Source organism: Sedimentitalea todarodis (assembly GCF_032595355.1).
Taxonomy (GTDB): Bacteria; Pseudomonadota; Alphaproteobacteria; order Rhodobacterales; family Rhodobacteraceae; genus Sedimentitalea; species Sedimentitalea todarodis.
In genome coordinates, this window is record NZ_JASMWN010000006.1 from 197,186 (window position 1) to 219,409 (window position 22,224).

The window sequence follows — 22,224 nt, forward strand, 5'->3', positions numbered from 1 at the left end:
TGTTGAAAAGCCATATACGCCCGGCTTTCCGAATCTGCAACCCCCGACAGGTATCGCGGCAAGACATCGGCTGCCTAAAGGCGTTTCAGGTGAGCCACCACCGCTCGGCCAATCGCCCGTCATCCAGCAGGCCCGCGCCAATCTCGCGCGGTCTTCCGACGCTCTTGCGCATCGCCAGGGCCATGTTATCGGACGATGGATAAAAGACCAGGTCCGCGTATCCACGCAGGGTTTCTCCCCCGGGGACCGCAGCGATATCGACGAACCCGTCGCGCAGGGCCTCGGCGCGAACCGTGGCATCGGGAATGACCACGGCTTCAACCGTATCCACCCACCCGGCGCGCCCGAATTTGTAGTGATCCTGAACCTTTCGCCCCAGATACTGCCGGTCCGGCACCAGGCGCTCGGTCCGGTAGCAGCCGGTTCCGACTTGCCCGGAGCGCGCAATCGCAAGATCGGGGGCAGCAAGGACAAAGGGCAGGTCGGGCCGCGCTTCTGCCAGTTCGATTTGCACCTGCATTTCGCCCGTCGCCTCTATGCGTCTCGCCAGATCAAGTGTCCCGGTCAGGGACTCGACCACATCTGTGGCCCGCATCGTCGTTCCGTCGTGAAACGTGACGCCCTCGCGCAGGTCAATGACCCAGATACGGCCCAGCGCCTCGGCGCGCCATCCGGTCGCAAGCTCACCCTTGAGCCCTCCGTTTGGTGCAATCTCGGTTAGAGTATCGAACGCAGCGCCGTGGGCCAGTCGCGCCAGATTGTCGTCGCTGCGCGGGAGTGCAATTCGCAAGCGCCCACCCTGGCGCGGTGAAGCTTCAAGCGAGACGCCCGTTGCCGCGAGCAGTGCTGCGGCAGCACCGGAGGAGAAAAGGGCGCGGCGATCAAGTCTCGTCATGTCACGCCATTGCCTCGGCTATCCGGTCCATCACCCGCACCAGTTCAGCGCTGATACCCGGTTCTGACAAGGCGTGGCCCGCGTTTCGGATCAGTTTCAATTCTGCCGCCGGCCAGGCCTCGGCCAGGTTCCAAGCGGATGTCGGTGGACAGATCATGTCATATCTCCCCTGCACAATTACACCCGGAATATGGGCGATCCGATCAACCTGGGCAAGGATCTGTCCATCACTTTCGAGGAACCCGTGGTTGATGAAATAGTGGTTTTCGAGCCGCGCAAAGGCACGCGCGTAGTCTCCCGGTCCTTCACCCGACGTACCGTTTGAGTGTATCGAGGCGAGAGAGTTTTCCCATGCCGACCAAGCGCGTCCGTAGCGGATTTCCATCGGCAGTTCGCCGGAGAAGAGGCGCCGGTGATAGGCGCCGATCATGTCGTCGCGTTCGTCTTCGGGGATCAGGGCAGAAAAGCGCGCCCAGGCTTCGGGCCAGAACTTGCCCGCGCCGCCTCCATAGAACCAGTCAAGCTCGGCCTGTGTCATCAGAAAGACGCCGCGCAGGATCAGATGGCGCACCCGATCCGGGTGTGTTTGTGCATAGATCAGCGACAATGTCGCGCCCCAACTGCCACCAAAGACCAGCCACGACTCAATGTCGAGCGTTTGGCGAATCAGTTCCGCGTCGGCCACGAGATGCCAGGTCGTGTTGTTCACGACCGACGCATGGGGTCGCGACCGCCCACATCCCCGCTGATCAAACAAGATAATGCGATAGAAACTCGGGTCGAAATACCGTCTCATGGCCGGGCTGCAGCCGCCTCCGGGCCCGCCATGCATAATGATCACGGGCGTTCCTGCGGGATTGCCACATTGCTCGACATAAATCGTGTGACCATCGCCGGTCTCCAGCATCCGCTGGTCATACGCGTCTATCGGCGGATAGAGATACTGCACTGCGCGCTTTTGGTCCGGGTATTTGTCCATGCATGCCCTATATAATGCGTGGAAGATAAAAGAGCACATGGAGACAGGAATGCAAGCGTCGCCAAATACTGTTGACCCGGCGGAAGTCGCCAAGTTCGAGGCCATGGCGGCCGAATGGTGGGATCCCGCAGGGAAATTCAAGCCGCTTCATATGCTGAATCCCTGCCGGCTTGACTATATCACCGCACAGATCGCCGGGGAGTTCGACCGTGATCTGACCGCTGACAGACCATTTGAAGGGCTTCGCATACTGGATATCGGATGTGGCGGCGGTTTGCTGTCTGAGCCGATGGCCCGCCTTGGCGCGGATGTCGTCGGGGCGGATGCGGCGGAAGGCAACATTCCAGTGGCCCGGGTGCACGCGTCCCAATCGGGGTTGGACATTGATTACCGCCACACCACGGCAGAAGCGCTCGCCGATGCGGGCGAGCAATTTGACGCGGTTCTGAACATGGAAGTGGTCGAGCATGTCGCCGACCCGCTGGCCTATCTGTCGGCCTGCAAGTCGCTGTTGAAACCGGGCGGGCTGCACATCTGCTCGACAATCAACCGGAATTCCAAGTCCTACATGGTGGCGATCGTCGGGGCCGAGGTCGTGATGCGCTGGTTGCCGCGCGGCACCCACGAATGGTCAAAATTCATCACCCCGGACGAGCTGTTTGACTTGCTGCGTCGGGCGGGCCTGACCCCGGTGGATCGCAAGGGTTTTGTCTTCAATCCGGTCACCTGGGGCTGGAGCCTGTCGGCACGCGATCTCAGCGTGAATTACGTAACGGCCAGCACCAGGCCCTGACGGCTGATCACGCCACAAGCTGGCCCTTTTCGCTTCCGGTGATCGTCGCCACTACGATCTGCCCTTCGGACTGTGGCGTGGCAAAGCGGACCTCTGTGAATTGTTCCGTGCGTCCCATTTGGGCGTTTTCCATCAGAACCTGATGTGTCCTGCCGATCTGCGCCGCGAGGTGACGCCTGATCTGACCATCCCCCGCGGCGCGCAGACGCGCGGCACGATCCCGGATGATCTTGCCATTCACCTGGGTCGGAATGCGTGCGGCAGGGGTGCCTTCGCGCCGGGAATAGGGGAACACATGAAGCCACGTCAGGTCACACTCCTGCACCAGCGTCAGCGAGTTCTCGAAATGCGCCTCGGTTTCGGTCGGGAAGCCGGCGATGATATCTGCTCCGAACGTCATGTCGGGGCGCAATGCGCGTGCCTCTTGTGCAAAACGGATAGCGTCATCGCGCAGGTGCCTGCGTTTCATCCGCTTGAGGATCAGGTCGTCACCATGTTGCAGCGACAGGTGCAGGTGCGGCATGAGACGGGTCTCGGTCGCGATGGCAGACATCAGGTTTTCATCTACTTCAATACTGTCGATGGAACTGATCCGCAGCCGGGGCAAGTCCGGCACCAGTTTCAGAATGCGCATCACCAGATCACCCAGCCGCGGTTGTGATGGCAGATCGGCACCCCAACTGGTCAGATCGACACCGGTCAGAACGACCTCGTTGTAACCCCGATCCACCAGCCGCTTGATCTGATCCACAACCACGCCAGCCGGAACGCTGCGCGAATTGCCCCGGCCATATGGGATGATGCAAAACGTACAACGATGATCGCAGCCATTCTGAACCTGCACATAAGCACGCGAGCGGGTCCCAAATCCGTCGATCAGGTGGCCCGCAGTTTCGGTCACTGACATGATATCGTCGACCTGCACGGGTTCGGTGCCAAAATCCCCGGCAAGACCGGCCCAGGTGTCGGCCTGCATCTTTTCGCTGTTGCCGATGACCGCGTCGACCTCGTTCATCTTGGCAAAAGATTCGGGATCAATCTGCGCGGCGCACCCCGTCACGATCACCCGAGCAGTCGGATTTTCACGCCTTAGTTTTCGGATCTCCTGGCGAGCCTTGCGCACTGCCTCTGCGGTCACGGCACAGGTGTTGACGACCACCGCATTGTCGAGCCCCGCTTGCGCGGACAGGTCCTTCATCGCCTCGGTCTCATAGGCGTTCAGACGGCATCCCAATGTGGTAAATTTCGGGCCGTTCATCGGATGCTGTCCAGAAACTCGGTTGTGAGCCTACCCGAAAATACTTGCATGGTCGTCCCGGTCATCCAGACACCATCGTCACGCCAGTCGACCAACAGGCTCCCGCCATCCAGATCAATCCGCACCGACCGGCCTGTCAGACCACGCCGCGCCGCCGCGACCGCCGTTGCGCAAGAGGATGACCCGGACGCAAGCGTCACGCCCACGCCACGTTCCCAAACCCGCATCCGAATGTGATCGGTCCCAATGATCTGGGCAACCTGAACATTGGTACGCTCGGGATAAAGCGGATGATGTTCATAGCGCGCGCCAAATTCGGTCAACGGAATCGCGGCCGCATCGGCTACGAAGAACGTGCAGTGCGGGTTGCCCATTCCGGTTGCAGTCGGCCCTCCCTCGATCGGAAGCTCCAGCGTATCCATCGCTTCGGCCAGCGGTATTTCCTGCCAATCGAGCTGGGGTTGTCCCATGTTGACCGAGGTTTGTCCCGCGCCAAGATCCTGCGCCAGCAACACGCCCCGTTCCGTCGAGAGGCAAAGCCCTGTCTTGCCGGTTTCCTCCATCAGGTAGCGGGCGATACATCGTGTCGCGTTGCCACATGCCGCAGATGTCGATCCATCCGCATTGTAAAATGTCAGGTGCGCATCGCCGTCTCCGTTGCCAATCAGCGCAAGCTGGTCAAATCCCACGCCGAAATGGCGATCGGCAATGGCCTTTGCCAGGCCAGGGGTGATCCGCCAATCCTGCGCACGCGCATCCACAACGACAAAGTCGTTGCCAAGCCCGTGCATTTTCATGAAAGGAAAACCGGTGTCCAGATAGTCGTGCATGGGCCGCATATATCCACCCGATGACAGAGAATCCAGTGCACCGATACGAAACTGCCTATCAGGGCTTGACCGCAGACTGCGGTTTTTCTAGGTAGGCCGCCGTGCCCGAACGCTGGAATCGCAGTTCCGGGCGCAAAATTGCGAAATATGCGGTTGATCCTGTCGGCTGGATTGGCATAGAGAGCATCACGGATCGGGACTCGATCCAAAATAGTGTGGGCCGTTAGCTCAGTTGGTAGAGCAACTGACTTTTAATCAGTGGGTCGCAGGTTCGAATCCTGCACGGCTCACCACTGAAATCAAGCACTTAGGCGATGTGAGATCGCACAGTGCTTGTCTCAAACACCGAATAAGTACAGAAATCAGTGCCTGAAAGGTCGATATTTCGGTCTGTTGTCATTTGGCGTCATCGTCATTGCCCGCTTGCAGGGTCCCTCCATCGTTTCGAAGATCAGGCCCCTATTCCATTCAGCCAAGCTGACCATAGCTGCTCCTCGGAGCACCTGACCCTCTCGCCCTCTGTTCGAAGGTGATCAAGGGCCTTGAGAACTCTTTGTTCCATCGCGTAGGCATCGGTTTCGCTTTCCCACCGTTGCCGATACTCAGCGTTCCAAGCTTCAAGGATTACCTCGGTGGGAATGTGGCAGTTCACCTGCTTGAGCCGTTTGCTGACATCAACTGTGTGCCCAATCTTCCAAATGTCGGATGAACCGAACCGGAAGGCGTACGTGAAGGCCTCCCTCTCCACATCCCGGCTTGCTTCCCTTGTCCATGAACTAGGCTTGGGTCCAGTCGTCGGGCTTCCCGCCACCAATGCCTGATCGAGTAGTTTTGCGTTCGCTAGGGAATCCAATTCAGGCAACGTTGCCGGTGTTGTGTCTAGCTTCAGGACCGCGTCTGCGTCAACTCGAGAAAGAGCAACTGCCTGAGATGTGGCATGATAGGGTACCCAACCCCGCAAGGTTCGGTTTCGCGGCGGTCAGGATCGTGCATATCGGTTCGTTCACTGTGTCACTGAGGGCCTCGCCGCGACTCCCCACCAAGTCGTCCGTCATCGCTGCCATAACCGGCGGTGCGTCAACCCGGAGCATCTGGTCATCGGAACGCGGCAGGATAACTTGCGCGATGAGTGGGACCGGCAAGCGAACGGGGTAGACTTCAACCTGCTCTGACGACCTGTGGCCATGCTCACTTCGCGGCTACAGGGCCACCAACCCGCCTCTCCCGCAACTCGGGAGGGGCACCCCCGAAGCACCCGTCATAGGTGTGTCCGGGTGCCACGGGTGGCGAGACTTCGACTGGGGCATAAACAGGGGCATTTTCGGGACCCTTACGGCACCGGTCGCTTAGTTGAATGACTGAAAGCTCACTGGCTGGGGTGGTAGGAGACCTTGTCGACCGTTGCAGTCCATCGGCTTACCGTCGGCGGGTGACGAACTGGGGCATCCTTGGGGGCAGTTGGGGGCGTTGGGCAGGACGGGCGGGGCGGGTGGCTCCTAAAGAGGGGTGATTGTTGGTGATGCTGAGAAAAAAGAAGTGGGGAATAGTCGCCGCCCAGACACCCAAGAAGGATGCCCAAGCGGGGGGGATCATTTTTGGTCGTCGCTGTCAGATTGGCAGACATACACTGCGCCACCAACGGCGACCACAGATACAGCAGCAGCGGTAAGTGTCGCGGGTGCTGTTAGTATCGCTAAGAGGCTTGTGCCAACTGTGCCAATAGTCCCCGCAATGTAACCAGAACTGCCCGTGAGAATTACTGCTCCGGAACTGTGTCCCACGGCCGCGACGCCGGCCGCGCTTGCTGCAGCAGAGGCGCCGGCAGTTGCTCCTGCCCCCAATCCGACGATTGCCAGTGCTTCTTCCTTGGTTGCATTGACGCGTTCACAGATAGGAACGGAAGGTTCTTTGCACCTCAGATATGCGTCTCTCTCACCTTCAGCATACCCCACATATTCTTCCGCCTCGTCGTCGTACACGAGACAGAACGCAGATCGTTCCGAAGGTGACAACTCCGGCAGCAAAGCAGAAAGAACCGCTTGACCAGGGCAATCTCCGCCGATCAGAGCGTCGCGGAACGTCATGTTGCTGAATAGTTCCTCATCATCAAGATCATAAGTTAGGCGGTAGCTCTTACCGCTAACAAGCGTCGTACAGCGGGCTATCGAGTTGCTGCTAGCAGTTTGGCTGTCTGGAAATACAAAGGAAGCAAGTGGTGCGATGTCGGCTTTCTGAAAATCGACAGAATCTTTGCACCGCCAATAGGTGTCTTTCCGGCCCTGAGCATAACCCAGATAAGTCTTTCGTTCCTTGCTATATACCAAGCAGTAGTTCTCACGTTCATTGGGGAGAAGATCGGGAGCAAGGGAGCGAAGCGTCATCTCGCCCGGGCAAGTAATTGCACCCCACCCGGCGATTAGAATCTCCCGTAGTGAAGAGTTTTGAAAGGTCTCGTCATCATCTGGATTGTAAGATAACTCGAATAGCCTGTCGTCCACAGAAGTGACACATGCGTCAAGATTCGGGCTCCACTCCTCACCGGACACAGTGTTTTCGACTTCACCCGCGCGAACTGCCGTCGCGGTCCCGAACACCAAAGTTGCAACCAGTATTATCTTCATTTTTGGTCCTCAGGTTGATTTAGCATGACACATTGCCCTCTTTTCTTGTTATTGTGGGGGTGCTTCGGCGCGGGACAGCGCAGTTCGGTTACTGTTTCTTCAAGTTGTGGTTGCGATGAGCGTAGGAATTGCGATCCCTTGAAGCGTTCGTTTTAGTCCAATCAAGCACCGTTCTGTTTCCCTAGATACACCTTATATTGTTAACCAATAGTCAGGTAAAAAGGCGCAAATTGGTCGGGAAAACGAGAATATCTAGGCATCGGCAATAGAACTCCGCTGCCCGGACGTCCGCACGCTCTGCAGCGAAGGTCTGCGCGACACGAAACACAATGAAAAAAACAAAGCGGAACACCCCCGGCAAACCCGCTAAGGGTTCACCGAGGGTAGCTTTATGGTGGTCTGCGATGGACGACGTAGTCCGCCAGCCACTGCCAGTAGGCGTCAGCGTTGACGAAGCCCTGTTGACGGGCAGCAAGGTCTTCAGCCCCCTGACGAGACAACCCGCCATCGAACTCAGCGATCGCGGCCCGTTCCTCGAACCAATCGATATCAGGGATCAGCATGGCAGTTGAATCTGATCAACGATCGACCGCTTCTGTTGATCACTGATACCCGCCGAGTATATCCCGTAGGTAATCCCGTTCTCTGACCGGGCGGACTTATGGCCAACCAGAGACGCGGTCCAGTGCTCAGGGACGCCGGTTCGTTCGCACTGGGTGATGAACCACTTCCGTGTTGAGTGAAACACCAACCCCGGTCGCTCAAGTGACAGCCGCGACCGCAACCGAGCAAACCCCTTGGTGACCTCGTTGACCGTCAGATCAGGAAACAGCGGGCCGGACGCAGGTAGCTCAGAGAACAGGTCCGATAGCCGTCGATGAACCGGAACCAGCCGCTCCGCCGCATCGGTCTTTAGTAACCGCAGGTCATTAGGTCGGACATGAACGAAGCAACCAAGATTGCCCTTGGCGACGAGGTCTTCCCGCAGCAAGCCAACCGCCTCTCCGGCTCGCATACCCGTCAGCAAACAAGTCAGAAGCACAGGATGCAACTGGCGATCTCTGGCCCCCAGTAACCGGGCGACCTCCTCGTCAGTCGGGACGGCATACGGCTGAGGCCGGACCTTCTGATCGAACAGCACCGTCTTGAACGGGTTGGTCGGCAGTTGACCCTCGTAGACCACCCAATCGAGAAAATGGTTCACCTGAGACCAGATACGCTTCTGGGTTCTGACCGTGATCCGGGTGGTCTTGGTCGATGAGAAGGCAACCAGTTGGTCCAAGCCAAGACCCCTGGACGCCTCTGACTTTCCGATCACAGGCGACAGTTGGGCGATCAGGCCAAGGAACTCCCGCCCGTCCTCCCGGTTGACCTCCGTGACTGCCCGGTCACCGTAGCGGCTGAGGAACAGTTCGACCGAGTACCGGACGCTCTTGAACCCACCGGGACGTAACTCGCACTGACGCCGCAGCAGGTAGCGACGGCCAACTTCGGCAACCCGAACCGGCGGCTTCGGTGCGACCCGCTCGAAGGGCACATGTTGAGAGTGCTCCAGAGTGGCCCGGAGACGAGCGAGAGCATGACTGGATGCCCCCTCCCATGCAGTTGGCTCAGAGGCCGCCAGAGCGATTGCCTCTGCACCAGAGACGACCTGTTGGACCTGCGCCTCGTACCGGGCGTTGACTGCCGCAGCCCGAACCCGCGCAGTCCTGACATCACTGGTCTTCAGCGACTGTTTCAGGGCGGCGGAGCCGAGGACAGCCGCGATGTCCTTGGGATAGTTGCGGCGAAACAGCCACGTGTTGCCTTTGCGATAGGCGTACTGAATTTGAGCAGACATGCTGTTGTCTCCTTTCTTGATTTGTTGTTTGGAAGGGAGCCGTCAGGCAGGGTCGACGACCCGGAGGATCAACCCGATTGACGGTTCGCCGTAGTGACCCGCCAGTGGTCCGGTAGTCGCAGTCCCGGTGACGCAGTCTTCATGGACCTCATCGACCCGAAAACAATGTTGAGGGACATCGTCAAAGGCCCGGATCACGACGGTGACACCGGGTTGAAGGTCCGGTTCAATCATGGTCGACCCTCCACGCTGACACGACGGCGACGACCACCAGCGCCGAGACGAGGGGGTGAGAGCGGACGACGACCCAGATCACGGTGGTCAGGACGGCCTTGGGAGGTGGGGTCAAAAGAAAACCCCCGGCGATAACGCCGAGGGCTGAAAGATAACGCATTGGTCTAACTCCTGTGTTTTTCTTTATTTAGATACAGGAGGTTCCTCAGTTTCCGGGGGGGCAGTCAGGGTGCTACATGCTCAGAGTCTGAAAGACTTCGGCGTAGTAAGTACAGGTTGTACAAGCCCGACGGGCTTATCATGGTCTATGATGCTTACGACCGCTAGCAGACCAAAGTGGCCACGCAGCCCTTAACCCGAAATTACATCAGCTCACCTTTGCTGCAAAATCGTTGAGTTGGGACGTTGTGGCGTACCCGTGAGAACGTGATGAAGTATCCGTTTGATTGTATCCTGCGGCGGAGAAAGACGGATTTTCGCTTGAACGATTGTGGCGCATTGTTCATGCTGCTTCGGGTGTAAGAGAGGCAGAGCGGTGCATCTGGGTTTTGTCGGCGCGATCATCGCGTCCGTGGTTGCGGTTCTCGGGGTGCTCCAGCCTCCCGGATGGGTTTGGGCGTTGAGCCTGCTGTGGGTTTTCCTGTTTGGTCTGTTGAACTACGACCATCGCCGCGACCGGGTGTCGATCCTGAACGGTTTGAAACGGCGCGACAATGCGCTGGTCTATACCAAGCTGGTCGACGTGATGCTGGGCGGTCTGCGACGAATGCTGTCGCCCAAAGATGCGGAAAACGACCCGAAACCTGTCAAAGGTCGGATTGCGCAGTTTGTTTGGTTATTGAGTCCGCGGGCACGAGACCCGGATGACTTGAAACATCTGCAGGCCAGCACCTTTTCTTGGCCGGTGATGGATGCCGCGCTCAAGATCGCGGCGATCTATCCGTTGCTGCTTCTCCTCTGCCAATGGGGGATTAAAGGGAAGGATACGGGCATTGGCGCAGTCGCGATCCTTGTCGCGGAAGAGCGTGCATGGCTGAGGGCCGCGCTGGTATGCCCTGTTGTCGCGCTGATGGCCACGAGTATTCTGGCGTCAGCCAGTCAGAAGCGTGTCTTTGAAAAGGCTTCTGACTGGCTGTTTTATCTCGCAGTCGCAGGCGCAGTCGCACTCGCACTCGCACTCGCACTCGCAGGCGCATTCGTAATCGCATTCGCAGGCGCAGTCGCAGTCGCAGGCGCAGTCGCAGTCGCAGGCGCACTCGCACTCGCAGGCGCATTCGTAATCGCATTCGCAGGCGCAGTCGCAGTCGCAGTCGCAGTCGCAGGCGCAGTCGCAGGCGCAGTCGCAGGCGCAGGCGCACTCGCAGGCGCACTCGCAGGCGCAGGCGCACTCGCAGTCGCAGTCGCACTCGCAGTCGCAGGCGCACTCGCAGTCGCAGTCGCAGGCGCACTCGCAGTCGCAGTCGGCTATGGCTGCTCCCAAGGAAAAGGCGGGCGGGCCTATTTAGTCTTTGTTGTCGCGGTGTGGGCCAGTCTTGTCGTTGCCTTCGGCCTTTCTGCCAACGCTCTGGAAACAGACCGCCGGGCTTTCGTCTTCGCCCTCGGATTGCTCCCTCTGCTCAACGCGGTATTCGACTATCTCTCCTATGGCATCACGCTGGGACTGATCCGCTATGGACGGGGTCAGCGCAATCTGCTGACCGGGCTGGTCTGGGTCTTTGACGGGGTGGTCGCGGTGCTGTTGTTGATCGGGCTGGGGCTTGTCCTGAGCGGGACCATCGCGCTGATCAACCTTCTGGCCGGGCAGGAATTTGTCGCCTTGCGCTCGATCTTTGACGACCTCAAGACACCAGAGGGGCGCGTGGGCTACACTTGGCTCACACTGACCTTGCTCTCCACGCTGGTGCCCACTTTGGTGCATCTGGTGCTGGTCTTTTTGTCGGCCTTTACCTGGGTGCCGCAGCGTTTCAAGATCTGGATCGCGCGCGGAATTGAAGACCAAGATACCGGCGACCTGGCCACACTGGGCGGTAGCGCGGCCGCCGCCACGCTCGGCGCGCTCTGGGCCGCATTTGTGGCCTGCGGACTATGGCTAATGTGGGTTTTTATAACGGCTTACCTTGAACCTGCCGGGCTAGCGGTTCTGTGGGTGGTGGAGAGCCTCGCGCTCTGGTTGGGCTGGGTGGCGGACCCCGGCGCAGGGGCTGCTATGATACAAGGCATCGACATCTGATCGCCCCCGGCCCATCACCAACAATCACCCCTCTTTAGGAGCCACTCGTCCTGCCCGACGCCCCAAACTGCCCCCAAGGATGCCCCAGTTGGTCACTGGCCGACGGTAAGCCGATGGTCTGTAAGGAACGACAAGGTCTCCTACCACCCCAGCCAGCCGACTTTCAGTGATTCAACTAAGCGACCGGTGCCGTAAGGGGCCCGGGAAATGCCCCTAGAAATGCCCCACACCCGAGGCGGGTGCTTCGGGGGTGCCCCTCCCGAGTTGCGGGAGAGGCGGGTTAGTGACCCTGAAGCCGCGAAGTGAGCATGGCCACAGGTCGCTAGAGCAGGTTGAAGTCTACCCCGTTCGCTTGCCGGTCCCACTCATCGCGCAAGTTATCGGCCCGCGTTCCGATGACCAGATGCTCCGGGTTGACGCACCGCCGGTTATGGCAGCGATGACGGACGACTTGGTGGGGAGTTGCGGCGAGGCCCTCAGTGACACAGTGAACGAACCGATATGCACGATCCTGGCTGCCGCGAAACCGAACCTTGCGGGGTTCAACAGTAGCAGTAACAAGACAGCCATTCCCGTCCCGCTCAGTGTCCGCCAAGACATCATCAACCAAAGCCTGAGCAGCCTCCGCGTGATTGGCGAGGATGTCTTCGTACCATGCCGTCGACGGGTCAACGAAACGGATCAATCTCGGGGCCCTCAATAGTCGCCCTCCAGTATTGCTTGATCCACGGCCTCAGTCTCGTCCGGGGTCAACGCAGTCGTAACGGGCTCAATGATTTCTACGCCACCGGAGTCGTGATTGACCGCAACATCATATCCATCGGGACCATGCACACGGCCACCAGCGACTTGATAGTCACGATGCACCCAGATCGCTCTCGCGTAGTCGACGCCTCCCCACTTTACGGTTTCGGAACGCCACCCCAAGTCAGGCATCATATACTTGATGCGATTGGCGTTCATCTTCAGGTCTTCTGTGAACACCTGCGCCAGTTCGCCCTGACCAATTGCGAAGACACCTTTCTCGGCCAACAGTTCATCAAGCTGCTGCAATTGAACCTCCTTGGATGCACCCATGATCTGCTTCATGACGGGGGTATTAATTGCGGACAGATTCAGCGACCGAGAATTGAAGCTGTTCGACTGCTTGTGCTGCATGAGAGCATTATACAGCCGGGCGATCGCTTGCGGGTCGTCCATGATCGTACAGAACTCTGCAACGGCGTCACCAAAGTCTTCAGCATCTGGCCCGGATGCGTGCCCGGAGTGATCAACCTCTATCACGTAATAGCGCCGCTCGTCCGCCTCGATCCAAAGCGGCAGGTGATTGGTGGTGAACAGGAAACAGCAGAACTGCTTCACCTTCTCCACTTCCCGGCCTTTCACTTCCGACGTCGTCACCTTCTCGGTAATGTAGGTCTTCAGCGTGTTGCCCTGACTGGAGTCCGGCTTCAACTGCAGTTCCTCCGATATGATCAGCTTGCTATCCAGCAAGGGCTTGTTGAAGCGGCCTGTCAGCTTGGAGACGCTGTTCTGCGTTATTGTGTTTTCTGCACCGAATAGCACCTCGGCCAACCGGCACAGTGTGCTCTTGCCGGTTCCCTTCTTGCGAGAGTACAGGAACGGGGCCCAGCCCGGCTTGTCGTTCTCGTTCTGAAGGCACCAAGACAGCCAGTCCTTGAACACGGCGCGATCTATTGCTTGCGGGAATACCCGCTCAATAAAGGCATCAAACCAAGTGCTGTCGGCGTCCCGAAGACCTAACTTGCGATACTCCGGCACCCGCCAAGTGTTGATCGATACCATTTCACCGTCTCGAATGACGCGGGCTTCGCGGCCTGGACAGCAGCGGGTGGTTCCGTCCCAGATAGGAATGGACTGTTCCGGATCGTTATGGGTTTCGATGATGACGCGTTGGAACACCGCTTTCAGAACCTCATTCGTGACCTCCAGTTCAGGAAATTTCCGAGCCATACGCTGAACACAGATCTTTTGCAGGTGCGGTTGAGGCAAGCCCGAGTTTATGCGATCCACGTCAAAAAAGTGGTTCTGGGACCGGACGAACCAAGTGGAGACCTGCTTGGAAAGAAAGGTCGTAAGATCGGTGGAAGTCATATTGCTGACTTCGGTTTTCTGTGTCGGGTTCTCGTGATGGGCAATCGAGCGCCCATTGCGTCGCAAGCCAAGCTTTCTTGGGGCTTTTCTTACTTGTCTTTCCGTTGGTTGGTTTTGCATTTTGGACCTTTGAAATGAAGACAGTCCGCTCGGTTTTGGGGCCTCAACGTCATAATCCTCCAATACTATCGGGAGGTTTGAATTCTCCGTTGGCTGTGGGTTTTGCGGTTGCGAAACCTGCACGTCAGGGATCTGTTCTGTCATATATTCTCTCTACAAGTGAGTTATCGCCCCCCGCGAAACGGGGGTGCTGATTTGGTTTCAAGAAGGGGAGAACACACCAACGCCAAAACGCCCGCAGTTGCGCTGCGAGCAAAAAAAACATGGAATCAGTGTGGGGAAGTGGGTGCGTTGCTCTAGAATCTAATCGTAGAAATCATCGCATCAGTTGTGTTTCGCTTTCATAAACTGCCACTTCGGAAGCCCCTTGTGTCATCGTTTATCCGAAATTGCAACCGCTCCCCACCAAGTCGTCCGTCATCGCTGCCATAACCGGCGGTGCGTCAACCCGGAGCATCTGGTCATCGGAACGCGGGCCGATAACTTGCGCGATGAGTGGGACCGGCAAGCGAACGGGGTAGACTTCAACCTGCTCTAGCGACCTGTGGCCATGCTCACTTCGCGGCTTCAGGGTCACTAACCCGCCTCTCCCGCAACTCGGGAGGGGCACCCCCGAAGCACCCGTCATAGGTGTGTCCGGGTGCCACGGGTGGCGAGACTTCGACTGGGGCATAAACAGGGGCATTTTCGGGACCCTTACGGCACCGGACTCTTGGTTAGTTGACTGAAAGCTCACTGGCTGGGGTGGTAGGATTCGAACCTACGATACACGGTACCAAAAACCGATGCCTTACCGCTTGGCTACACCCCAACAGTGAGCGGCTAATTAAGCCGCCATGGCAGGCGGTGCAAGACCCGATTTGCCAAAATGCGCCCTATTCTTCGGGTGCTTCGTGGGTCAGCAGGTCGTCTCCTTGCTGTGCAAGGCGTTCCTCGGCAACGATTTGCTCGAGTTCGTCGTCTGCAGTGGCCGCGACATCCTGTGGCGGATGGGTGGGCGGAGGGGGAACGACATTGCGTGTTTCATCATTGCGCGAATCGCCGCTGGCTCCGGGCAGGAGCACGCGCAGGCCCGGTTCCGGCATCATTATTCCAGCGGCCTCAAAGGCCAATATGGTGTTGCGGATGGCTTCGCCCCGGGCGAGCACCACAGACGTTTCGTGTTGGGCGATCCACGCGGCCATCTGCAGAGTGATCGTACTGTCACCCACGGCTTCAATCCACACCGATGCAACAGGGCTCTCAAGAACAAATGGCAGCGCCTGCACGGTCTCCAACGCAATTTGACGGGCATGAGCCAAGTCAGTGTCCGGTGCCACCCCCAACTCAAAGAGAAACCGCCGTTCGTCGTTGCGCGTAAAGTTCACAATTCGACTCTTGAACACCGTGGAATTCGGAATTCGGATGTGGTTGCCATCAAAGCTCAGCAAGATCGTGGCGCGGCTAGTGAGGCGGATCACCTTGCCTGTGTCGCCTCCTATCTCAATCGTATCATTCGGGCGAAATGGCTGGCGGATAGACAGAAGAATCGATGCGATAAAATTCTCAACCGTATCGCGTACTGCGAAACCAATGGCGAGGCCGACGATCCCTGCAGCCCCCATGATCGTCGACAAGAGGGCCGTCGCGCCGAGGATATCCAATGCGACAACGATCCCTGCAACGACGAAGACCAGCCGCAGAATCTGCCGATAGATATCGGCGATGAAGGCATTCGGTGCAAGCCGGTCCCAAGGTTGACGCAGACGCGCGATGAATAGGCCAATCAAGACCACCAACCCGAAAGCCGCGACGGCAATTGTCAGCAAGGGAAGGAAGGCGATCGCCTGTTTCATCCGCTCTTGAAAGCGCAGAATTGCAGGATTCAGGCGCTCGACAACATCGGTTGTTTCCGTGACCTCGTTCTCGATTGCCACCACACCTTCGATCCTGTTGATCAGTGCGGTGAGGCGACGCGCCGTGTCGCTGTCGATCGTATGCCCGCGCAGGGTGACGATACCCGAAGTGACGGTCACCGTAACGTCTTCGAAACCATCCAACTCTGATAGAATGTCGCGGATACGATTCGCGATGGCCGCATCCTGTGAGGCGCTGTCTTCAATCTCGATGGTTCCGGTCGGCTGATCAGTCTGTGCCATCGAAGTGGCGGGAAACAGAGTCATGAGACAGAATATCAAAACACGCATAGGCGAGGCTTTCGAATTGAATTTGCAGCAGGGTAATCCAACTGATCAACGCCGCCTGAGCGGTCCAGTTTGAGTGTTAGCGCATGACCGGCAGCTGGTCCATGTGAACGATGGTTTCTGGGGCGGGCGTCCTGCTGCCAAGTGCGAAGTGCGGACGCTGGTGATTGTAGTCTTCGATCCAGTACTCGAGCAAATTCAGATCGGAATAGGCTTCGGTCAATGGATTTGACCGGACCCTGGGTCAGGTCCCACTGACTTATTTCGGCTCTGATTCACGCCTCCCAAAACGGAGCGGTGATATGAACGGTCCTTTCTGGTTGACTGACGAGCAGATAGCCCGTCTTGAGCCCTTCTTGGGGTCTTGAGTCTGCGGGCGAGGTTGTAGGCTGCCTTGAAGTCGGCGACGTGTGTTCGCAACTGGTTGTCGTAGTGAAGGCGTTCGGCAGTCGCCTCGTTGATCGTTCGCTTCAGTCGTTCGACCTGGCCATTGGTCCAGAGGTGGCATAGCTCAAGGTTTCCTTTCCATTCCTGAGAAAGGATCGCACCATCAAACCGAGGGATCATACACCCAGGCATCGTCACCCCGACAGTCGTGTTCTGCGGGCTGCCGCGCAGTTCGTTGGCGGACCCCTTGATCCGCCCAAAGCGATAATAAGGCCAGTCGATCCAATCACGGCGGCATCCGTCGCAAAGTCGAAACGGCGGCTCCAGGCGCTGGTTTCTCGATCCGGATGCCTTGGTTGAGCCACGATTCGGGTAGCGGCGAGCCCTCGGGCAACTACCCGCGTTCTTTGGCTACGGGAAAGAGCCCCGACGGTTCGATGCCACGTTTTTCAGCGCTGGCTTGGACCGCCTTGCGGAGAGCCTTGCTGCGCCCAAGTAAACGCCGGAAACGGTCTTCACCCAACACCAATAGCGTCGTGGGTGCGATGGCCCGGACCTCGACGCGGGGTGACTTTTGCATCAGCACAGCCATCTGTCCGAACATCTCGCCCCGCCCCAAGCGCCAGGTCTGACCAGCGGTCTCCAGTTCGACAGCGCCCGAAGCAATGAAGAACACGCTCTTGGCAGGGGCGTCCTTGCGGAGAACAATTTCACCGACATTGACATATCGGGTCTCGAGCACCCGCCCGAGGCGCTTCAATGCGCGCCCCTCGATATCGGCAAACAATGGAAATTGCCGGACAAGAGCCACCCTTTGAAGCGCGATATCAAGCCGCGGTCTGGTCTCTGCGGCAGCGCGGCGCGCGTTGAGGTCCTGCATCAGTGACATGTAGACCTCCGCGCCGATCAATCCGTCCTCTCGCATCACCGTGTATTCCCGCTCCTCAATCCTCAGCGCCGTGCGCCGGATGAAGCGGCGTTCCAGTTTTTCGGCGTAACCGGGATACTGCAGCCGCAACCCCTCCAGCGCTGTTTCACCGGCCTCGATCCGGCGCGACAGCAGTTCGTGCAACAGCTCTGCCACGCGTCGCCCGTGAATGCGGCGGATACGACCGTCGATGAAGGCGCCGAGATCGCGCAGGATCAGATGTTGCGAAAGCAAGAGTTCGAACCGGTCGGCGGTCATCCGGGCGAGGGGCGCAGACAGCCCAAGCCTGCGGTGCAGAACGACAGCGATGCGGAATGCCCTGCCATAGGCGGTGCTTCGACGTGCCGCGCGCTGGTATCCGCTGCGGCCCTGGGTGCGTGCGCCCTCGATCATTCGGTCGGCATCCGACAACACCCGTTCGGCCATTCGCGCCGAAATCGTCCGTTCCCGGACGCGAAAGAGGATGGTGTCGCGCTCACGACCGGCAAGCGCGATCAGACCCAGCGTGATCCGGTCCCGGTCGAGGATATCCGCGCTTTCCTCTGCCATCTTTACGGCCGTTTCCAGCCGTTCCCCAAAGCTCTTGGCCTCGGATCGCACGGTGTCGTGGTTCAGCTCGTAGTTTTCGGTCGTGCTTGCCACATCTTCGCGCACGGTCTGAAGCGCCACGGCGACGACCTGTCGCGACAGCGCTTCGTCAATCGCCGACAGCCGGTCGAGGCCAAGTCGACCAATGACCCAGCGAAGCGTCGTCCCCTGTGCAAGGAGCGTGAACAGCGTGAAGCCCGTGGCGAGGATGCCGACCACGCGCTGGATACCGTCAGGCACACGGAAACTCTCGGTCACGGCAAGCGCCAGAGCAAGTGTCACCGCCCCCCTTAGCCCGCCCCATAGGATCGCGACACGATACGGCCGATCAACCGGCGGCGACAGTTTGAGTCGCGTCAGAAGCGGCAACAGCCCGAACAGGATCAAAGCCCGCGCGGCGATTGCCGCAATGATGACCACACCGACGAGGAGAAAATCCGCGATCACCACCTCTTCGAGAAGTCGTGGGATCAGCAGCGCGGCGAGGATAAAGATCAACGCACCAGCCCAATGCGCGAGCACATCCCAGAGTTCGCGTAGGTTTGTCCAGGCCTGCGGTGGCAGACGGCCAGGCGCAGTCAGGTTCATCGTCAGCCCGGCGGCGACCACGGCAATCACGCCGGATGCCCCGACGCTCTGCTCTGCCCCGATATAGACGAGATAAGGCAAGGCGACCGAGATGGAGGTCTGCGCCAGCTCATGTCGGCTGAACAGGGCCATGATCCAGACTGCGATCCTCGCCCCGAGCCAACCCGTGAAGGCACCGCCCACGATCAACATCGGAAAGCGGCCCAACGCGTCGCCGAGGCTCGGATCCGGTACGCCCAGCATCACGAATCCCATGAACAGGCCGAACAGCGCGATGGCGGCGGCGTCATTCAACAGGCTCTCGCCCTCAATGATCCGCGCGAGCCGACGCGGTGCGGATATGGAGCGGAAGATCGAGACCACTGCCGAAGGATCGGTCGTTGATACGATGGCGCCGATCAGCAGGCAGGCTGCCAGTGGGAGCGTGCTTGCCCAGGACAGGGCGTATCCGACACTGAGCGTGGCTACCACGACCGCCACCACGGCCAGCACCAGGATCGGAACCCAGTCGTCGAGCATTCGTCGGAGGTTCATGCCCAGCGTCGCCTGAAAGAGCAGCGTCGGCAGAAAGACATAGAGAAAGACATTAGATCGAATAGGAAGTCCGAGAATTGCCTCGGCCACCGGGTTCAGCGCATCGGTCAGATCCGTCCGCAGGAAAAAGATCGCACCCGCGCCAATCAAGACGCCTATCACGGCGAGGATCACGCTATAGGGCAGGCGCAGCCGGGCCGCGAGCGGTTCTGCCGCGCCGATAACGAGGAAAAGCGAAGCGATGATGGTGGTGACCAGAACGATATCCATGTGTTTCAAATATCAGAAGTAACTGGCAGCGCACCCGTCATTTTTGAGGGGCGCGTTCATCTCGGGCCGGTTTGGCAGCAAGCCTTCAGGGAACGACACCACCACCTCCTCGACGCAATTGCTCTGCACGGCAGGGGCGGCAAGGCGTCCGCCAAATTCGAGGCTCGCGGCATGGTATGGCCATCGCCTGCTCTTTGGCCTTCCAAAGGTCCGTGCTTGGGCGAGTGTCAGAGGAAGGCGACACAGAACAGACTTCATCGAGCGTTGGAGGCACTCTCAGCCGATCTTTCCGTCGGCCGTGGCCGTTGACTGCATGGCCTTTCTGGCCAAGCGCAAGAACTCTCTGCGTTCGTCTGGATCAAGACCTGCAAGAATCTCTGCCTGCAAGGATGCTGCGATTGGCAGAATCTGATCATATACAGAGCGCCCCTCGCTCGTGAGTCGGATTTCGCGGGCGCGTCGATCGTGCCTGCTGATCGTTCGTTTGACATAACCCTTTTTCAGCAGCCGCTCGACAACTCCGCCTATCGTGGCTCGATCAAAGGCGATTTTTGCGGCAATGCCGGCCTGATCCAATCCGGGTTGAGCCCGAATGGCGGCAAGGGCGGCAAACTGCACCGGGGTCAGATCAAAGCCGGCCTCTTGAGTGCGTCTGAGGAAGACATGCGTCGAAATCTGGTTGAGGCGACGGATCAAGTGCCCTGCCATTCCCTGCACGTCCACCTGTCCATACCTTCCTTGTTCGTTGTGCCCGTTATCAAAAGACTATGTCTCGCGAAACGATTTGTATACATATCATTTTTCAGGCAATATAGTAAGTATAGATATTACCTTGCCTTGAAGTTGATTATCTAGGGAGCCCCCATGCAGTACTACCTTGACGGATTCAGGCCGGGCGATCCCGATGTCAAATCTGAGGCACACGGTCGGTCGCATGTTCAGGACTCTGATGTCCCAACGAAGGTGGATGTGCTGATCGCAGGGTGCGGGCCGGCGGGGCTTTGTCTCGCGGCGCAGTTGGCGGGTTGTCCGGACATCTCCACGATGATCGTGGAGCAGAAACAGGGCCCGATGGAGAAAGGACAGGCAGACGGCATCAATGTCCGTTCCATGGAGATGTTTCAGGCTTTCGGATTTGCCGACAAGGTGAAGCGGGAAGCCTATTGGGTGAACCAGACCACATTCTGGAAACCTGATCCTCGAAACCCCGACGATATTCATCGTGTCGGAATCGCCCAGGATGTTGCCGACGACCAGTCCGAGATGCCGCACACCATCGTCAATCAGGCAAGGATCCATCAGCTCTTTCTGGACGTGATGAAGAACGCCCCGAACAGACTTGAGCCGCACTACGGGTTTCGCGTCAGCAACCTGTCCATCGACACTTGCACGGACGAGCACCCCGTCACTGTCACGCTTGAACGCGTGCTCGAAGATGGACGTGCCGGAGACATCGTCACGGTTCGGGCCAACTATGTCGTCGGATGCGACGGCGCGCGGAGCAACGTCCGCAAGGCCATCGGAGGCAAGCTGCATGGCGACGCCGCGCATCAGGCCTGGGGCGTCATGGATATTCTCGCCAATTCGGATTTCCCCGATCTGCGGCGCAAATGCCTGATCCAATCCGCGAAAGAGGGCAATGTCCTGATCATCCCGCGTGAGGGCGGCTATCTCTTTCGGATGTACGTGGAACTCGACAAGCTCAATGCGGACGAGCGTGTCTCAAACCGCAACCTGACCGCCGACCACATCATTGCCGCCGCGAACCGGATCATGCGCCCGTATTCGATCGACGTCAAAGAGGTGGTCTGGTGGTCGATATATGAAATCGGCCACCGTTTGACCGACAAGTTCGATGATGTGCCGCAGGGCGAAAACTCGACGCGAAACCCGCGTGTCTTTACCGCCGGCGATGCGTGCCACACCCACAGCCCCAAGGCAGGGCAGGGCATGAACGTGTCGATGGGTGATACGTTCAATCTGGGCTGGAAACTCGCGCATGTCTTGACCGGTCGCTCCGATCCGAGCCTCCTTCACACCTACTCTGAAGAACGTCTGAAAGAAGCAAAGCGACTCGTCGAGACGGACCACAAATGGGCGCGCATAATGAGCGCACCTCCAGGCAAGTCCGAGCTCGACGGTACGGAGATGCCACGATTTCAGAAGCAATTCATCGAGAATCTGGAATTTACGGGCGGGCTTGCTGTCCAATACGAACCCTCTGTACTGATCGCAAATGCCACCCACCAACATCTGGCAAAGGGTTTGAGTATTGGAAAGCGGTTTCATTCAGCGCCAGTTCTGCGGATTGCGGATGCCAAACCGATGCAGTTGGGACATGTGGCAGAAGCTAACGGACGTTGGCGGATCTACGCGTTTGCCGGGCAGGATGACGTGGGTACAACGGGCGGCGCGATCCAAGGGCTATGCGCGCACCTTGAATGCGATCCAGCTTCGGCAATCCGGCGATACACACGTGCAGATGAAGACATCGACAGGTTGATCGACGTTCGCGCCATTTTCCAACAGGATTTCAGAGTGTTGAAGTTCGAAGACATGCCTGCATTGTTGCGACCCGCCAAAGGTCGATTTGGTCTGCGGGACTTTGAAAAGGTGTTCTGCGTGGACCACAAGCTCGGCGCAGATATCTACGATATGCGCGGGATCGATCGGACCCATGGCGGCATGATCATCGTCAGACCGGATCAATATGTGGCCCAAATCTTGCCGCTGGACAATTTTTCGGAGCTTTCCCGGTTTTTCGGCAACGCGTTTGTGCCTCCGGGATAGTGATTTAGGGCCTCATGGCTGTCATCGGACAGAGGTAGATC

Annotated in this window: 20 protein-coding genes, 2 tRNA genes and 2 pseudogenes; 6 read left to right on the forward strand and 18 right to left on the reverse strand. The window is 58.5% G+C overall.

The features are described 5' to 3' along the window. Positions 1 to 85: 85 nt before the first annotated feature. Positions 86 to 895 carry an ABC transporter substrate-binding protein gene (locus QO231_RS10450; RefSeq protein ID WP_316775850.1) on the reverse strand — a complete coding sequence of 270 codons (810 nt, stop codon included), beginning with the start codon at positions 893 to 895 and terminating at the stop codon, positions 86 to 88. 1 nt (position 896) lies between these two features. Beyond that, the gene (gene pip, locus QO231_RS10455; protein WP_316775851.1) at positions 897 to 1,874 is read right to left on the reverse strand and encodes a prolyl aminopeptidase; all 978 of its coding nucleotides are present in this window, start codon (positions 1,872 to 1,874) and stop codon (positions 897 to 899) included. A gap of 49 nt (positions 1,875 to 1,923) precedes the next feature. Here pip and ubiG point away from each other — a divergent pair, with 49 nt between their 5' ends. Beyond that, positions 1,924 to 2,667: a bifunctional 2-polyprenyl-6-hydroxyphenol methylase/3-demethylubiquinol 3-O-methyltransferase UbiG gene (gene ubiG / locus QO231_RS10460; RefSeq protein WP_316775853.1), complete on the forward strand. Its 744-nt coding sequence runs from the start codon at positions 1,924 to 1,926 to the stop codon at positions 2,665 to 2,667. Positions 2,668 to 2,674: 7 nt separating this feature from the next. On the opposite strand, the gene mtaB is transcribed toward ubiG, so the two are convergent. Then, positions 2,675 to 3,925 carry a tRNA (N(6)-L-threonylcarbamoyladenosine(37)-C(2))-methylthiotransferase MtaB gene (gene mtaB, locus QO231_RS10465; RefSeq protein WP_316775855.1) on the reverse strand — a complete coding sequence of 417 codons (1,251 nt, stop codon included), beginning with the start codon at positions 3,923 to 3,925 and terminating at the stop codon, positions 2,675 to 2,677. After that, entirely contained in the window at positions 3,922 to 4,755 is an 834-nt protein-coding gene (dapF, locus tag QO231_RS10470; RefSeq protein ID WP_316775857.1) for a diaminopimelate epimerase, read from the reverse strand. Before dapF ends, mtaB begins: the two co-directional genes overlap by 4 nt. A 217-nt stretch (positions 4,756 to 4,972) precedes the next feature. Here dapF and QO231_RS10475 point away from each other — a divergent pair. Beyond that, positions 4,973 to 5,048 (forward strand) — tRNA-Lys (locus tag QO231_RS10475). Between the two features lie 158 nt (positions 5,049 to 5,206). On the opposite strand, the gene QO231_RS26110 is transcribed toward QO231_RS10475, so the two are convergent. Continuing rightward, positions 5,207 to 5,566, reverse strand: a complete 360-nt coding sequence (locus tag QO231_RS26110; protein ID WP_394356592.1) for a GIY-YIG nuclease family protein — start codon at positions 5,564 to 5,566, stop codon at positions 5,207 to 5,209. Positions 5,567 to 5,804: 238 nt separating this feature from the next. Here QO231_RS26110 and QO231_RS26115 point away from each other — a divergent pair. Further along, positions 5,805 to 5,927: pseudogene (locus tag QO231_RS26115) on the forward strand (HNH endonuclease); the annotation flags it as partial. 417 nt (positions 5,928 to 6,344) lie between these two features. On the opposite strand, the gene QO231_RS10480 reads toward QO231_RS26115, so the two are convergent. The 5 genes from QO231_RS10480 to QO231_RS10500 all read right to left on the reverse strand — a co-directional run bounded on the left by QO231_RS10480 (position 6,345) and on the right by QO231_RS10500 (position 9,610). Further along, positions 6,345 to 7,376: a hypothetical protein gene (locus tag QO231_RS10480; protein WP_316775859.1), complete on the reverse strand. Its 1,032-nt coding sequence runs from the start codon at positions 7,374 to 7,376 to the stop codon at positions 6,345 to 6,347. Between the two features lie 389 nt (positions 7,377 to 7,765). Further along, positions 7,766 to 7,939: a hypothetical protein gene (locus QO231_RS10485; RefSeq protein WP_316775861.1), complete on the reverse strand. Its 174-nt coding sequence runs from the start codon at positions 7,937 to 7,939 to the stop codon at positions 7,766 to 7,768. Next, positions 7,933 to 9,216, reverse strand: a complete 1,284-nt coding sequence (locus QO231_RS10490) for a DUF6538 domain-containing protein (protein WP_316775863.1) — start codon at positions 9,214 to 9,216, stop codon at positions 7,933 to 7,935. Before QO231_RS10490 ends, QO231_RS10485 begins: the two co-directional genes overlap by 7 nt. A gap of 42 nt (positions 9,217 to 9,258) precedes the next feature. Continuing rightward, positions 9,259 to 9,450: a hypothetical protein gene (locus tag QO231_RS10495; protein ID WP_316775864.1), complete on the reverse strand. Its 192-nt coding sequence runs from the start codon at positions 9,448 to 9,450 to the stop codon at positions 9,259 to 9,261. Then, positions 9,443 to 9,610: a hypothetical protein gene (locus tag QO231_RS10500; protein ID WP_316775866.1), complete on the reverse strand. Its 168-nt coding sequence runs from the start codon at positions 9,608 to 9,610 to the stop codon at positions 9,443 to 9,445. Before QO231_RS10500 ends, QO231_RS10495 begins: the two co-directional genes overlap by 8 nt. A 375-nt stretch (positions 9,611 to 9,985) precedes the next feature. Here QO231_RS10500 and QO231_RS10505 point away from each other — a divergent pair, with 375 nt between their 5' ends. Further along, a complete protein-coding gene (locus QO231_RS10505; protein WP_316775868.1) occupies positions 9,986 to 11,680 on the forward strand; it encodes a hypothetical protein in 1,695 nt (564 codons plus the stop codon). Between the two features lie 322 nt (positions 11,681 to 12,002). Here the strand turns inward: QO231_RS10505 and QO231_RS10510 are convergent, their stop codons facing one another. Both QO231_RS10510 and QO231_RS10515 read right to left on the reverse strand, forming a co-directional pair. After that, the gene (locus tag QO231_RS10510; RefSeq protein WP_316775870.1) at positions 12,003 to 12,365 is read right to left on the reverse strand and encodes an HNH endonuclease; all 363 of its coding nucleotides are present in this window, start codon (positions 12,363 to 12,365) and stop codon (positions 12,003 to 12,005) included. An 11-nt stretch (positions 12,366 to 12,376) separates the two neighbouring features. After that, positions 12,377 to 14,059, reverse strand: coding sequence for a DUF5906 domain-containing protein (locus QO231_RS10515; protein WP_316775872.1), 1,683 nt, complete (start codon positions 14,057 to 14,059; stop codon positions 12,377 to 12,379). A gap of 184 nt (positions 14,060 to 14,243) precedes the next feature. Between QO231_RS10515 and QO231_RS26120 the strand changes: the two genes are divergently transcribed. Beyond that, positions 14,244 to 14,453, forward strand: coding sequence for an HNH endonuclease (locus tag QO231_RS26120; protein ID WP_394356591.1), 210 nt, complete (start codon positions 14,244 to 14,246; stop codon positions 14,451 to 14,453). 198 nt (positions 14,454 to 14,651) lie between these two features. On the opposite strand, the gene QO231_RS10520 is transcribed toward QO231_RS26120, so the two are convergent. From QO231_RS10520 to QO231_RS10545, 6 genes and pseudogenes are all read right to left on the reverse strand, one after another. Next, positions 14,652 to 14,726 (reverse strand) — tRNA-Gln (locus tag QO231_RS10520). Positions 14,727 to 14,790: 64 nt separating this feature from the next. Further along, entirely contained in the window at positions 14,791 to 16,077 is a 1,287-nt protein-coding gene (locus tag QO231_RS10525; protein ID WP_316775873.1) for a mechanosensitive ion channel family protein, read from the reverse strand. Positions 16,078 to 16,177: 100 nt separating this feature from the next. Further along, complete coding sequence (locus QO231_RS10530; RefSeq protein WP_316775875.1) at positions 16,178 to 16,321, reverse strand: integrase core domain-containing protein; 144 nt, start codon at positions 16,319 to 16,321, stop codon at positions 16,178 to 16,180. A 131-nt stretch (positions 16,322 to 16,452) separates the two neighbouring features. After that, a pseudogene (locus tag QO231_RS10535) lies at positions 16,453 to 16,602 on the reverse strand (IS481 family transposase); the annotation flags it as partial. Positions 16,603 to 16,879: 277 nt separating this feature from the next. Continuing rightward, a complete protein-coding gene (locus QO231_RS10540; RefSeq protein WP_316775877.1) occupies positions 16,880 to 19,393 on the reverse strand; it encodes a cation:proton antiporter in 2,514 nt (837 codons plus the stop codon). A gap of 276 nt (positions 19,394 to 19,669) precedes the next feature. Further along, positions 19,670 to 20,101, reverse strand: a complete 432-nt coding sequence (locus QO231_RS10545; protein ID WP_316775879.1) for a MarR family winged helix-turn-helix transcriptional regulator — start codon at positions 20,099 to 20,101, stop codon at positions 19,670 to 19,672. Between the two features lie 156 nt (positions 20,102 to 20,257). Between QO231_RS10545 and QO231_RS10550 the strand changes: the two genes are divergently transcribed. After that, the gene (locus QO231_RS10550; protein WP_316775880.1) at positions 20,258 to 22,183 is read left to right on the forward strand and encodes an FAD-binding monooxygenase; all 1,926 of its coding nucleotides are present in this window, start codon (positions 20,258 to 20,260) and stop codon (positions 22,181 to 22,183) included. Positions 22,184 to 22,224 lie beyond the last annotated feature (41 nt).